Source organism: [Actinomadura] parvosata subsp. kistnae (assembly GCF_900323885.1).
In the GTDB taxonomy this organism is placed as follows: domain Bacteria; phylum Actinomycetota; class Actinomycetes; order Streptosporangiales; family Streptosporangiaceae; genus Nonomuraea; species Nonomuraea composti.
In genome coordinates, this window is sequence record NZ_OOHJ01000030.1 from 361,523 (window position 1) to 374,430 (window position 12,908).

Below are 12,908 nucleotides of genomic sequence, written 5' to 3' on the forward strand. Positions count from 1 at the left end.
TCAGATCCGGTACCCGAACCTGGGCACCGTCTCGATCAGCGGCGGGTCGCCGAGCTTGCGGCGCAGGCCGTGCACGACCACCTTGAGCACGCCGCTGAACGGGTCGAGCTGGGCGTCCCACACCTTCTCCAGCAGGTGCACGGCCGACACGGGGGCGCCGCCCGCGCGTACCAGCTCCTCCAGCACCCCCAGCTCCTTCGGGGTGAGCGCCAGCTCGCGGCCGTCGCGGGTCGCGGTGCGGCGCAGCACGTCCACCACCACGCCGTTGCGGGCCAGCACCGGCGGGCGGCCGGCCGGGCGCGCCTGGCCAGCGCGTGCACCCTGGCCAGCAGCTCCACGTAGGAGAACGGCTTGGCCAGGTAGTCGTCGGCGCCCAGGGCCAGCCCGTCTACCAGGTCCTCCAGCGTCCCCGCGGCGGTGAGCATGAGGACGCGCGCCTCGATGTCCTGCCGCGCGGCCAGGACGCGGCAGATGTCGTCGCCGTGCACGCCGGGCAGGTCACGGTCGAGAATGATCACGTCGTAGCCGTGCACGGTGGCCAGCTCCAGGCCCCGGTCACCGTCGCCGGCGAGGTCCACGGCCAGGCCCTCGGCCCGCAGCCCCTCGGCGAGAACCTCGGCGAGCGCGGGCTCGTCCTCGACGATCAGCACCCGCAACGCCGTCTCCCCCTGATCCCCTCGGCCACCGGACGCCTCCCCATTCAGCCAGGCCACAGGTTAGCTCCCGGTTAGCCGGCCCGTCCTAACCCGGGCATAACCGCGCCTCTGCTGTCCTGTCGCCCGTCGAACGGACCCATCCGATGGAGGAACTGCGATGCGACGTGCCCTGCTCCTGGCCCCGCTGGCCGCCCTGCTGACGCTCACGGCCTGTGGGGGCGCGGCGCAGGAGACGGCCGTCACGAGCGCCGCGCCCGCCGCGCCCGAAAACGCGGCCACCCGCCCCGGCGTGCTGGACCCGGCCTTCCAGGAGGCCATGCTCAAGTACGCCGCCTGCATGCGCGAGAACGGCGTGGACATGCCCGACCCGCAGGGCAACGTGGCCCAAGCCCCGAAGGCGCCGGCCGACGTCCTGGAGAAGGCGCAGAAGGCGTGCGAGAGCCTGCGGCCGGCGCAGGCCGGCGCGCCCGACGCCGAGGCGCAGTACCAGCGCAACGTGGCCATCGCCAAGTGCCTGCGCGAGAAGGGCATCGACGTGCCCGACCCGCGGCGCGGCCAGGGCTTCCCGATCCCTGAGGGCGGGGACGAGGTGCTGGCCGCCATGCGCGAATGCTCGTCGAAGGCGCCGCGGCCGTGACCGACCGGCGACGCGGCCGGCGCGTGCTCGTCTGGGCGGCGGCGGCCCTGGCGGTGACCGGCGGCGCCGGCGCGGCCCTGCTGCTCGCGGACGCGGACGGGCCGCGCGAGCCGCCGCCCGCGCCGCCGGGGCCCGCGCGGGCGAGCGTGGAGCGTACGACGCTGACCGAACGCAAGACCGTACGGGGCAGGCTCGGCTACGCGGGCAGGACCGACGTCACCGCCGCCGCTCCCGGCCGGCTCACGTGGCGGCCCCGCCCCGGCCGCGTCGTACGGCCGGGACAGCGGCTCTACCAGGTGAACGGCGAGGACGTGATCCTGCTGCGCGGCGGGCAGCCCGCCTACCGGCGGCTGCGCACCGGCGACGAGGGCGCGGACGTGCGGCAGTTCGAGCAGGCGCTGGCCGCGCTCGGCTACACCGGCTTCACCGTGGACGGCGAGTACACGGCGCTCACGGCGGACGCCGTACGCCGCTGGCAGCGGGACCGCGGCAGGAAGGAGACCGGCGAGGTGGACCCGGCCGCCCTCTGGTACGCCGAAGGCCCGGTCCGCGTGGACGCCCACAGGGCCGCGCTGGGCCAGCCGCTGGCGCCGGGCACGCCGGTGCTGACCCTCACCACGCCCCGGCGCGTGGTCACCGTCCCGATCCGCGTCTCCGACAGCCGCCTCGTCCGCGTGGGCGGCGCCGTCACCGTCACCCTCCCCGGCGGCGCGACGGTCAAGGGCGAGGTCGCCTCGATCGGCTCGAAGGTGACCACCAGGGAGGGGCCGACGGGCGTACGGGAGGACACCGTGGACGTGACCGTGCACCTTCCCGGCACCCGCGCCACCCGCCGGTTCGACCGCGCGCCCGTGGAGGTGTCGCTGGTCAGCGCCAGCCGGCGGGACGTCCTGGTCGTGCCGGTGACCGCGCTCGTCGCGCTGCCCGGCGGCGGCTACGGCGTCACGCTGCTCGGCCCCGGCGGGGCCCGGGACGTGCGGGTGGAGACCGGCATGTTCGCCGACGGGAAGGTCGAGGTGAGCGCGCCGGGCCTGGCGGCGGGGGCCCAGGTCGAGGTGGCCCGGTGAGCCCCGCCGCCGAGCTCGCCGGCGTCTCGAAGATCTATCCGGGCGGGGTCGCCGCGCTGCGCGACGTCACGTTCTCCATCGGCAGGGGCGAGTTCGTGGCCGTCGTCGGGCCGTCGGGGTCGGGCAAGTCCACCATGCTCAACCTGCTCGGCACCCTGGACGTGCCGACCACCGGCACCGTGCGGGTGGCCGGGCACGACGTCGGCGCGCTCGGCGACCGGCGGACCTCCGAGCTGCGCGCCCGCGCGATCGGGTTCGTCTTCCAGCGCTTCCACCTGGCGCAGAACGTCAGCGCCCTGGACAACGTGGCCGACGGCCTGCTGTACGCCGGGGTTCCGCTCCGCGAGCGGCGCCGCAGGGCGGCGCGGGCCCTGGCCCGGGTGGGGCTCGCGGGCCGGGCGCACCACCGGCCGCACGAGCTGTCCGGCGGGCAGATGCAGCGGGTGGCCATCGCCAGGGCGGTGGTCGGCGATCCCGTGCTGCTGCTGGCCGACGAGCCCACCGGGGCGCTCGACACGGCCTCGGGGGAGGCGGTGCTCGGGCTGCTGCGCGAGCTGAACGAGGCCGGCTCGACCGTGGTGGTCATCACGCACGACCGCGAGGTGGCCGCCGCGCCGCCGCGCCGGATCGAGGTCCGCGACGGCCGGGTGGTGGCCGACGTGCGGCGGGACGAGCCCGGCGGGCGGCCGGACCCGGCGGGACGTGACGGGAGGGGGCCGCGGCGAGACGGGAGCGCGCGGCGGGAGGGGATGTCGTGGCCGGTGGGCGGTGGTCCCGGAGCGGGAAGGGAGCCGTCATGAGCGGCGGGCGGCCCCGGCTGTCGCCGGCCGACCTGCTGCGCGTCGGCGCGAGCGGCCTGCGGGCGCGCCCGGCGCGGGTGTTCCTGTCGGCGCTGGGCATCGCGATCGGCATCGCCGCCATGGTGTCGGTCGTGGGCATCTCCTCCTCCAGCCGGGCCGACCTTGACGCGCGGATCAGCCGGCTGGGCACCAACCTGCTGACCGTCGGCCCCGGGGACGCGCTGCTGGGCGGCAAGGCCGAGCTGCCCGCGGAGGCGACGGCCATGGTGCGCCGGATCTCGGGCGTGCAGGCCGCCTCCTCCATCGCCGCCATCGACGGCGTGCGCGTCTACCGCCACGACCGCGTCCCCCCGGGCGAGAGCGGCGGCATCACCGCCTACGCCGCGGACCTGGAGCTGCCCTCCGTGCTGCGGACCGCGCCGGTGACCGGGACGTGGCTCAACGCGGCCACCGCCCGCTACCCGGTCGTCGTGCTCGGGCACACGGCCGCGGCCCGCCTCGGCGTCACCCGTACGGGCCCGGGCGTCCAGGTGCTGGTGGGCGGGACGTACCACACGGTCGCCGGCATTCTCGCGCCTGTGGAGCTCGCCCCCGAGATCGACACGGCGGCCCTGGTGGGCGGCACGTCGGCGCGGCGGCTGTTCGGCCACGAGAGCCATCCGACGACCATCTACGTGCGGGCCGACGAGCAGCGCATCGAGGAGGTTCGCGGCCTGCTCGCCCCCACGGCCGGCCCGCGCGCCCCGGGCGACGTGGAAGTGTCGCGGCCGTCGGACGCGCTGGCCGCCAAGCGGCTGGCGGAGCAGGCGTTCACCGGCCTGCTGCTGGGGCTCGGCGCGGTGGCGCTGCTGGTGGGCGGCGTCGGGGTGGCCAACACGATGGTGATCTCGGTGCTGGAGCGGCGCGGCGAGATCGGCCTGCGCAGGGCGCTCGGGGCCAACCGCGCGCAGATCCTCGCGCAGTTCCTGGTGGAGGCCGTGGTGCTGGCGGCTCTTGGCGGCCTGGCGGGGGCGGTGCTCGGCGCCCTGCTGACGGCGGGGTACGCGCTGTCGCAGGGCTGGCAGGTCGTCGTGCCGGGCGCCGCGCTGGCGGGCGGCGTGGCGGCGACGGCGGCCATCGGCGCGCTGGCGGGCCTGTGGCCGGCCGTACGCGCGGCCCGCCTCTCCCCCACCGAGGCCCTGGCCGCCCCCTGAAAGAAGGCCGTGATCGCCCTCCCGAGAACCGTCCGGGCGGCCCGGGTCGACACCGGCTCGGGCCGGGGCCGCCCAGCGGGATCGCGGCGAGTTCGGAGCGCTTCCAGGTCGCCGCCGAGGGCGCGCCGGAGGCTCATCGGGCGATTACGGCCGGGATCCACCGGCCGTCAGAGCCAGCCGCGCTCCTTGGCCCGCAGGGCGGCCTGGAAGCGGGTCGCGGCGCCCAGGCGAGCCATGAGGTCGGCGACGTGGGCGCGGAACTTGCGGACGGAGATGTTGAGCGCCCTGGCCGCGGTCTCGTCCGTACTGTGCTCGGCGAGAACCCGCAGGACCTGCTGCTCGAGCGGGGAAAGGGGCAGGTCGTCCAGGTCGCGGGCACGCGCCCACATGCCGTCGAACACGTCGGCGAGCATGGCGACGAGGCCCGGCTGGCGGATCTGCAACCCGCCCGCGTTCGGCTGCGCGGGATCCGCCTGGACGAAGGCGACGCTCCGGTTCACGATCGCCAGGTGCCTGATCGGCTCGGTGGTGACGCGGTGCAGGTCGCCCAGGCCGTGCCAGTAGCGGGCGTACGGCTCCTGGTGCGGGTCGGTCAGGGCGTCGGCGGAGAAGAGGGTGCGGCTCCGCAAACCGCCCGCCAGGAGGCGCGCGAATGGTTTGTTGTCGAAGTGGCTGTTGTCGTTGCGCGGCCGGATCTTCAGGTGCATGAACTCGCCGGGATCGTCGGCCATCAGGGCGCGCAGGCGGCGGGTGACCGCGGGGCCGTCCGGCACGTGCTCGACCATCTGCACGGGGCGGCCGCTGCGGTGCTCCTCCGACAGCTCGGTGAGCACGTCCCAGGCCAGGCTCAGCTCGGTGAGCTGGCGCCGGGTCTGGTCGAGGCGCCGGCGTACCAGCAGGTCGACGGCCACGGCGGGAGGTATGGCGGTGAGCGTGTCGTCGACCAGGCCCGCTTCCCGCAGTTCGGCGAGGACCACCGGCAGCTCGGGCATGGCCAGGTCGGCGCGGGCGGTGCCGAGGTCGGGCCGCGGGTTGCGGAGCAGGTAGCGGTACAGGCGCTCCTGCCCGGCGCTCAGCCCCAGGTTGTTCAGGCTCATCCGGCCTCCCCGGCACGAGCGGGCAGGCGCCGCGAGGCAGGAAGGACATCGGTCATGGTCGATTCGCGGCGCAGGCGGTGTGCCAGGGCGGGCCGGGAGAGGCCGGCGCCGGAAGCGAGGATGTCGATCAACGTGCTCCATCGAGTGACTGGTTCCCGCAAGCCCCCGGGAGGGCGAGCCGGACGTGCTGAGCTGCCGGGGTCGCAGGCAGGCCGCCTGGGACGTCACAGCGGGGCCGGGGTCCGGCACCGCGCCGTTCCGGCCGACTGGACGATTGTGCCCCGGCCGTACCGCCGGGGGAAACAACGATGAATTGTGCCGAGCACAGCGGATCGCTGGTGCCGCTAGGGTTTCGGCCGTGGGCGATATCGATTTTCGGCACTTGCGTTCGTTCCTGGCCGTGGTGCGGGAGCGGTCCATCACCGGCGCCGGAGCGGTGCTCCACCTGACGCAGCAAGCGGTGTCGACGCACGTGCGGCAGCTGGAACGCGCCCTGGGCGTGGTCCTGCTCGTGCGCACCTCGCGCGGCGTGCTGCTCACCCCCGCCGGGGAGGAGCTGGCCGCCGGCGGCGCGGCCGTGATCGACGACGTCGCCCGGCTGGCCGCACGGGTGCGTGCCGTGGCCGACGCTCAGGCCGGCACCCTTCGCCTGGCCTGCTGTCCCGCCGCCGCCGCCCTGCTCGCCATCGACGTGGCCGACGCCCTGGAGAAGGCGGTCCCCGGCCTGAACGTGATGTTGACCGGCGCGCGCAGCCCCAAGGACGAACTCCGGATTCTCCGCGACGGGCGCGCCGACGTGGCGTTCATGTGGCTGCCGGTCGGCGACGTCGGGCTGCATCACGCGGTCGTGCGCAGCGATCCCCGGGCCGTGGTGCTGTCCACCCGCCATCCCCTGGCCGGCCGCCCGGCGGTGACCCTCGCCGACCTCGCCGACGATCCGGTCCTGCGTCCCGACGTCCTCACGTCTGAGGAGGCCGAACGGTTCTGGCTCGCGGACCCCCGGCCCGACGGCAGCCCCGCGCCGCGTGGCCCGATCGTGCCCCGCATGGAGGACTGCCTGCTGGAGATCGGCCGCGGCCGTGGCATCTGGCTCCCCCCGCAACCCCTGGGGGCGGTGATGCCCGCCGACAACCTGCGCTGGATCCCGGTCACCGACGCGGAGCACTTCGACCTCGGCGTCGTGTGGACCGACCGCGCCCCTCAGTCCCTGGTCACGCGCCTGATCGCCGAAGTCCGCAGCGTCACCGGCCACGATCAGCACCTCCACCCCGCGTGAAGCCGCGGCGTCAACGGCTCCCTGTGCTCCCGATGCGGTGCCCTCCCGACCGAGACCGTCCACGGGCCGCGTGTTCCCAGTGGCCACATCGATGGCGTGACGGTGCGGGAGCGGCTCTCCCGCCGCCTCGCCTCGATGAGCGGCCGGCCGCGCGCACGACGGCCGGCAGAGCGCCTCGCCGATGCCGGTCCGGGCGTACAGGACGAAGCGGCCCGTTCGGTGAGCGCTGACGAAACCGGCGTCACACAGCAGCCTGCGGCACGGACGCGGAGCGCCGTTCCCAGAGGGTGGCGATGCCCCGGGTCCCGTAGCGCAGGGTGGGCTGCCACGGCGCGGTGGTGATCGACCAGACGTTCGGCCAGGTGAAGGCCGATGGCACGAGCAGGAGCCCGCGGCCTCTCAGCGCCCGTAGCGCTGTGCAGTAGCGGTGCTGGACGCGCAGCGTGTCCTCGGACCACTCGACTGTGGGGTCGAGGGTGTTGAGGAGCCGGTGCGCGCCGCCGTCGGCCAGTTGTCTGGCGCGATAGAGCAGGTCTCCTTCGAGCAGGGCGCGGATCTTCGGCCAGTACGGTGCCAGCGCCGTCTTCCAGAACGCGGCGATCTGGTCGGCCAGCAGGGCCAGCCCGCGATCGGGGTCGTCCCTCAGCAGGGCGGTCGCGGGCGAGGGTGGCAGCCAGGCCAGGTCGGTGGCGAGGGTCTCGGGCGGGGTGGCGCGCAGGGTGGCGAGTTCGAGGTCGAGGTCCGGTACGGCCACCGCTGGGGGCGGCGCCAGGAAGGCGGGCAGCCCGCGTGGCGGGATGAGCGCGTCCAGCAGCTCCCAGCGGATGCCGTGCAGCCGGGGCCGTACCTCGTCGAGCCAGGGCCCGTAGAGAGGATGCGGCTGCTTGATCAGTCGTGCCCCGGCGACGGCCTCCCACAGCGGGGAGATCGCAAATCGGGTGTAGGCGCCACCGTGCGCTTCCTGTTCACCGGCGCGCTCGCGGTCGGCGCCGGCCTGGGCGGCGTGCTGGGCCAGCTCGCCGGGGTGGACGCCACCCTGTGGGCCGCCGCCGCGATCCTGTCCTCCGCATGGCTGCCGCCGCGCCCGATGCGCGGAGCCTGGAAACGAGTAGGTCCTGAGTCGCCGCGCCCGCGCCAAGGCCCTCGCCGCCGTCGGCCCGGCTTGCTGCTCATCGCCGGCGAAGGCCACGTCTCCGCCGGGCTGGACAGCCGGCGACAGGCACGGCAGAGGCTATGTCTCCGCCGAGGTGGACGGTCGGCGGCAGGCCGAGCCGTGAGCAGGTCCGGCCGCATCGGCGCGATGGGCGGGCGGATGGCGGCGACTACAATTCGCTTGCATGCCATCACTCCGCGTGCTGTCGTGGCGATGTGAAGGACGGTCAGGAGCGCGCGGCCCAGGAGCTGCGCGCGTTGCCGCAGCGGGCGGTCGGCGTCGCCGAACTGGGTGCGGCGATCTCCGCCGCCATCGGGCCGTGGGTGCCCCACGACGCGCTGCGCCTGGTGGGCACCAGCCCGGCCACAGGGCTGGGGCAGGGGTCGTTCAGCTTCTGGCACCGCTACGAGGAGGAGCTCGTCCGCTCGCTGCTGGCCCGCCGCTCCACCGGCCGCGGCGACCCCTGCCGCCCGGCGGCGCTGGCCAGACTGCGGGTTCCGGCCGCGGTGGCGCGCGGGGCGGAGGGCGGCGGCGAGCTGCGGGTGCTACTGCGGGACGGCCGGGGTGTGTGGGGGCTGCTCGGGCTGGTGCGCGCGGGCGACGCCCGGCCGTTCTGCGCGGACGACGTGCGGCGGGCCGTCCAGCTCGGGCCGGCGCTGATGACGCTGCTGCGCGGGCACGTCACGGCGGCGCCGCTCGCACCGACCATCCCCGCCCTGCCCGCGGGGCTGATCACCGTGAGCGCCGGGCAGGCGATCCGCACGGTGACACCGCAGGCCCAGGCGTGGCTCGACCGGCTGGGCCGTCAGGGGACGCCGGGCTGGCTCATGCCCGCCGTGGTGACGGCCCTCGCCCTGGACGCCCGCGGCACGGCCTGCCCCACCGCAGGGGGAACCGCAGCCGGGGCGGGCCGTTCGTTCGTCTGCGCCCCGCCGGCCGGCTTCGGGCGATGGCTGATGATCGAAGGGCAGGCCCTGGACGCGGACGGCACCGGTGACGTCGCCGTCGTCATCCAGTCGCCCGCGGCCCCGCTCGTGCTGCCGTCCTTCTGCGACTGGTACGCCCTGACCCCGCGCGAGCGCCAGGTGCTGGAGCTGCTGTGCCGGGGAGCGGCGCCCAAGCAGGTGGCGCGGCTGCTCGGCCTGTCCGCGCACACCGTCCACGACCACCTCAAGGCGCTGTTCCGCAAGACCGGCGCGGGCGGCAGGGACGAGCTCATGGCCGCCTTCACCGCCTGACGCACCTGCCAGTCTGGCCGCCTGCCGCGCCGCCGGCCATCCCCAAGGTTGGGGGGCTGCCCGGCAGGCGTCGCCCTCCCACCATGAAGGAGTCACAACAGACACCAGCAGGAAGGGCGACCATGTCGAACACCACCATCTCCCCCCAGACCCGCCGCCAGGTCGAGCGGTTCCTGGACTTCTCGGTACACGTCGGCGGGCTGCAGGAGGACGACGTGCTGGCGCTGCTGCGCGAGCAGGGCATCACCACCCTGGAGGCGCTGGTCGGCAAGGTGCTCACCGCGCCCCGCTCGGCCGCGCCCGTCGGGGTGGACCCGATCCGGGCGCTGGCCCGCTCCCCCCAGGCGGGGCCCGTCCGGCACCGGCCGCCGTCCATGGCCGTCGTCCTCGACGGGGTCGAGCACGACCCGCAGGACCTGTCGCGCTACGACGGCAGGCCGCTGACCTTCATCTACGGCGCGCGCGAGCTGGTCGCGCTCACCGACGACACCGCGCTGAACGGCGCGCTCTGGGCGGCCTCACAGCTGCGGGGAGCGCAGACGGCGACGGGCGACCCCCGGCCGCCGACGCAGGGAGAAGTCCAGATGTTCGAGCACGTCGACTACGGCGGCGACTGGTTCTGGCTGGGGGCGCGGCAGGCGTACAACGACCTGACGGGCGTCCACCATGGACCGTTCCACGCCCACGACTGGAACGACGAGATCAGCTCCCTGGGCGGCACGAACTGCACCGTCCGCTACTACGAGCACATCAACTTCGGCGGCAGCTCCATCCTCATCGCCCCGAACACCGACGTGCCCACCCTCGTCCCGAGCGGCTGGAACGACCGCATCTCCTCCGTCTGGAACGTGGGCTAAGCGCGTATCCAGAAGTTCTGCCTGTAACAGGGCGTGAGATCGTCAAGGCGGTTAGGCATTGACATGGGCCTCGCCGGGGGTTGGATCGAGGTTGCTCACACCGTCTCTCCGGTCCCGGCGAGGTCGTGGTCAGTATGCGCCCTCCTGTCGTGTTCGCCAATGCTCCGGCCGCCTCCATCGAGCACCTGCAGGCGGAGTTACGCGGCCGCTGGCGGCAGGCGATGCGGGCGGTGACCGGTGATGGTGCTGTTGTCGCTGCACGGGCTGCCACCGGCACAGATCGCTGACCTGCTCGGCTACGACCCGGGCACGGTGCGCCGCTGGATCGGGCGGTTCAACCGGCTGGGCGTGGCGGGCCTGGCCGACCGTCCCCGCCCCGGACGCCCGCGGCGGGGTGGCCGGCGGCTGGTGCGCCGCATCGCCGCGCTGCTGACCCGGCCCGGACCATGGACGATCCCCAGGCTGTGGCGGTGGCTGAACCGGCCCGCCCTGAGCCGCCGCACCCTGTACCGGCGGGTGCGCCTGGTGGCCATCTGGCGGCGGCCCAAACTGATCGCCCAAGGAGACCCGGACCGCTGGCGGATCCTGCTCGACCTCACCGCCCGGCTACGGGCGCTGCCACGCGGCGCGGTGGTGTGGGCCGCCGACGAGACCCACGTGCACTGGCTGCCGCACGTCCGCTCCAGCTGGACGCTGCGCACGCACCGCCCAGAGGTTCTCACGCCGGGCAAGAACCGGCAGGTCACCGTGCTCGGCGCACTGGAGATGACCACCGGCCGATGGGTGTACCGACTCGGCCGCCGACGCGCGACCGACTTCCTGCTCCTGCTCGACCAGGTGCTCGCCGCGTTCCCGGCCGCCCCGGCAATCGTCGTGATCTGCGACAACGACAGCATCCACCACGCCAAGGCCGTCACCGCCTACCTGGACAAGCACCCTCGCCTGGAGCTGCTGTACGGAGCGCGCTACAGCCCGCACGACAACCCCGTCGAACGCATCTGGGCGTCACTGAAGGCGTTCATCGCCAACACCGCCGTCACCTGGCCCGGCCGACTCCGGCAGATCCACGCCTTCTTCCGCGCCCGCTCACCCGACCAGTTCCTGACCGCCGCGATCCCCGAAGTCAGCCCCTGGCTCCCCGCCGGTTACAAGCGGAACTACTGGAATGCCGCTTAGGACCTGCAGATTATTAACACGCGGGTTTGATCTTGTTGGCGGCCTTGGTGTCTTCGGCGAGGACGCGTGCGTGCAGGACGCGCAGCAGCCCAGGCGGGGTGGGTGCGGGTGGGATGTGGGTGCCGTGCTGATCGAGGAGTAGGCCGATGCTTCGGGTGGTGCGGTAGGCGGTGGTCCGGCTGGTGCCGAACAGAACCGCCAGGGGTTCGATGGCAAGGCCCAGCCGCTGGTGCAGCACCGTGAGCAGGACCTGGTCGGTGAACGCCACAGTGGGCGGCCGGCCCGCTTTGATTCGCGGGCGTTGCTGATCGCGGGCTTGCAGGTTGATGGTCAGGCGGTCCAGTTCCGGGCGGGGCATGCCGGTCAGGGTGGGATCGGACAGGACCTGCGGGTCCCACCGTTCGGCCGGTTGGTCGTGACCGGTGGCGTCGGGGTCGGTGTCCAGGGTGGGGTGCAGGGTGTAGTTCCAGTCGCCGTGGAAGAGGTGCCGGGTCAGGGGCAGGGCGGCCAGCTCGGCGTCGCTGACGCGGGCGCCGAGCGGGTAGACGCCGGTGTCAAGTGCGGCCTGCACTTGCAATCCGGTGCTCGTGGTGGTGGCGGCGATGCTGTTGACCACCACTTCGTGGCTGGTCAGCGGTCTGCCGCGCCAGTTCATCGTGATGTGGGCGAACAGCCGGTGCTCCACCTTGTTCCATTTCGAGGTTCCGGGCGGCAGGTGGCAGACGGTGATGGTCAGGCCGGTCTCGGCGGCCAGAGCGGCCAGTTCGCTCTTCCAAGCGCGGGTGCGGTAGCCGTTCGCGCCGCCGGCATCGGCGGTGATCAGCAGCCGGGTGGCCTGCGGGTAAGCGGCGCTGCCCTGGGCATGCCACCAGCGGCGGATGGAGGCGACCGCGAACGCGGCGGTGTCGTGGTCGGTGCCGACGTTCACCCAGCCGGTGTTGGCCGCGATGTCGTAGATGCCGTACGGGATCGCCTTCCCGGATGCGGACTCGGCGAAGTCGTGGACGTTGACCAGCACCGGCTCACCGGCCGGCCGCCACTCCCGTCCGGCGTTCTTGAACGGCCCGAGCAGTTCCTTCTTCTTGGTGTCCACGCTGATCACCGGCTGTCCGGCATCGCGATACGCGCGGACCTGCTCATTGAGGTGGCGGAACTGCGCATCGCGATCCGGGTGCCGGCCGCCCTCCAGCGTCTTGGCGTTGCCCTGCAGGCTGAACCCCTCAGTGCGCAGGATGTCGGCGACGGTGTCGGCCGACACCCGGTGCCCCTGGCCGGTGAGCTCACCGGCCAGCTTGCGGGTGGACTTGGTGGTCCAGCGCAGCGGCGAGGTCGGATCCCCACGCTCATCCGGCTCCACCAGCGCCAGCAGCATGGCCCGTAACTGGGGGTCGATGTCGACCAGTCGCTTCCGTCCTCCGCCTGGCCGACGGACCCGTCCCAACGGCTCGGCGCCCGCCTCCAGCTCATCCACGCCCCGTGACACCGTGGCCTCGCGGACACTCGCCGCCTGGGCCACCGCCCGGATCCCGCCGTGCCCCAGTGCGCGCGCCTCGGCACCGAGCAGCAGCCGGCGTTGCCGCTCGTCCAGATGCGGCAAGATCACCTCAAGTTTCGCAGCCAGCATCTCTACGGTCTCCGCCGACACGCTCATACCAGACCATCGACCGCGAACCCGGAATGCTACGAGTTATTTCTCTGCAGGCCCTTAGCTCCCGCTCCGACGACCGGCGGGCCGGCTCCCGCCCTGCGGAGGCGGGG

11 protein-coding genes and 2 pseudogenes are annotated in these 12,908 nt (G+C 73.9%); 8 read left to right on the forward strand and 5 right to left on the reverse strand.

Going from position 1 to position 12,908, the window contains the following annotated elements; translation table 11 throughout:
- Positions 1-656, reverse strand: a pseudogene (locus KIS93_RS57455) (response regulator transcription factor).
- A gap of 157 nt (positions 657-813) precedes the next feature.
- Here KIS93_RS57455 and KIS93_RS57460 point away from each other — a divergent pair.
- Genes KIS93_RS57460 through KIS93_RS57475 form a run of 4 tightly spaced genes read left to right on the forward strand, consistent with a single transcriptional unit; the run spans position 814 to position 4,353 of the window.
- Positions 814-1,293, forward strand: a complete 480-nt coding sequence (locus tag KIS93_RS57460; protein WP_080039493.1) for a hypothetical protein — start codon at positions 814-816, stop codon at positions 1,291-1,293.
- A complete protein-coding gene (locus tag KIS93_RS57465) occupies positions 1,290-2,360 on the forward strand; it encodes an efflux RND transporter periplasmic adaptor subunit (RefSeq protein ID WP_246005530.1) in 1,071 nt (356 codons plus the stop codon). Before KIS93_RS57460 ends, KIS93_RS57465 begins: the two co-directional genes overlap by 4 nt.
- Positions 2,357-3,160, forward strand: a complete 804-nt coding sequence (locus tag KIS93_RS57470) for an ABC transporter ATP-binding protein (RefSeq protein WP_080039495.1) — start codon at positions 2,357-2,359, stop codon at positions 3,158-3,160. Before KIS93_RS57465 ends, KIS93_RS57470 begins: the two co-directional genes overlap by 4 nt.
- Entirely contained in the window at positions 3,157-4,353 is a 1,197-nt protein-coding gene (locus KIS93_RS57475) for an ABC transporter permease (protein ID WP_080039496.1), read from the forward strand. Before KIS93_RS57470 ends, KIS93_RS57475 begins: the two co-directional genes overlap by 4 nt.
- 167 nt (positions 4,354-4,520) lie before the next feature.
- Here KIS93_RS57475 and KIS93_RS57480 read toward each other — a convergent pair whose 3' ends face one another.
- Complete coding sequence (locus KIS93_RS57480; protein ID WP_186405063.1) at positions 4,521-5,450, reverse strand: helix-turn-helix transcriptional regulator; 930 nt, start codon at positions 5,448-5,450, stop codon at positions 4,521-4,523.
- Positions 5,447-5,581, reverse strand: a complete 135-nt coding sequence (locus tag KIS93_RS68100; protein ID WP_268966973.1) for a hypothetical protein — start codon at positions 5,579-5,581, stop codon at positions 5,447-5,449. The genes KIS93_RS57480 and KIS93_RS68100 overlap by 4 nt, the downstream gene beginning before the upstream one ends.
- A 251-nt stretch (positions 5,582-5,832) precedes the next feature.
- On the opposite strand from KIS93_RS68100, the gene KIS93_RS57485 reads away from it, so the two are divergent.
- Positions 5,833-6,726: a LysR family transcriptional regulator gene (locus KIS93_RS57485; protein WP_222108082.1), complete on the forward strand. Its 894-nt coding sequence runs from the start codon at positions 5,833-5,835 to the stop codon at positions 6,724-6,726.
- A gap of 241 nt (positions 6,727-6,967) precedes the next feature.
- On the opposite strand, the gene KIS93_RS57490 is transcribed toward KIS93_RS57485, so the two are convergent.
- Positions 6,968-7,915, reverse strand: a complete 948-nt coding sequence (locus KIS93_RS57490; RefSeq protein ID WP_186405064.1) for a DUF5937 family protein — start codon at positions 7,913-7,915, stop codon at positions 6,968-6,970.
- A gap of 179 nt (positions 7,916-8,094) precedes the next feature.
- On the opposite strand from KIS93_RS57490, the gene KIS93_RS57495 reads away from it, so the two are divergent.
- The 3 genes and pseudogenes from KIS93_RS57495 (at position 8,095) to KIS93_RS57505 (ending at position 11,150) form a co-directional block, all read left to right on the forward strand.
- The gene (locus tag KIS93_RS57495) at positions 8,095-9,117 is read left to right on the forward strand and encodes a helix-turn-helix transcriptional regulator (protein ID WP_222108083.1); all 1,023 of its coding nucleotides are present in this window, start codon (positions 8,095-8,097) and stop codon (positions 9,115-9,117) included.
- A 122-nt stretch (positions 9,118-9,239) separates the two neighbouring features.
- Positions 9,240-9,974 (forward strand): hypothetical protein, encoded by a 735-nt coding sequence (locus tag KIS93_RS57500; protein WP_080039500.1) that lies wholly within the window; start codon positions 9,240-9,242, stop codon positions 9,972-9,974.
- Positions 9,975-10,108: 134 nt separating this feature from the next.
- A pseudogene (locus KIS93_RS57505) lies at positions 10,109-11,150 on the forward strand (IS630 family transposase).
- A 13-nt stretch (positions 11,151-11,163) separates the two neighbouring features.
- On the opposite strand, the gene KIS93_RS57510 reads toward KIS93_RS57505, so the two are convergent.
- The gene (locus tag KIS93_RS57510; RefSeq protein ID WP_080038912.1) at positions 11,164-12,801 is read right to left on the reverse strand and encodes an ISAzo13 family transposase; all 1,638 of its coding nucleotides are present in this window, start codon (positions 12,799-12,801) and stop codon (positions 11,164-11,166) included.
- Between the last annotated feature and the right edge of the window lie 107 nt (positions 12,802-12,908).

Bases quoted from the DNA above. Each gene is read 5' to 3' on its own strand.
- KIS93_RS57500 (WP_080039500.1), top strand. From the start codon at position 9,240: ATGTCGAACACCACCATCTCCCCCCAGACCCGCCGCCAGGTCGAGCGG.
- KIS93_RS57460 (WP_080039493.1), top strand. From the start codon at position 814: ATGCGACGTGCCCTGCTCCTGGCCCCGCTGGCCGCCCTGCTGACGCTC.
- KIS93_RS57480 (WP_186405063.1), bottom strand. From the start codon at position 5,450: ATGAGCCTGAACAACCTGGGGCTGAGCGCCGGGCAGGAGCGCCTGTAC.
- KIS93_RS57475 (WP_080039496.1), top strand. From the start codon at position 3,157: ATGAGCGGCGGGCGGCCCCGGCTGTCGCCGGCCGACCTGCTGCGCGTC.
- KIS93_RS57510 (WP_080038912.1), bottom strand. From the start codon at position 12,801: ATGAGCGTGTCGGCGGAGACCGTAGAGATGCTGGCTGCGAAACTTGAG.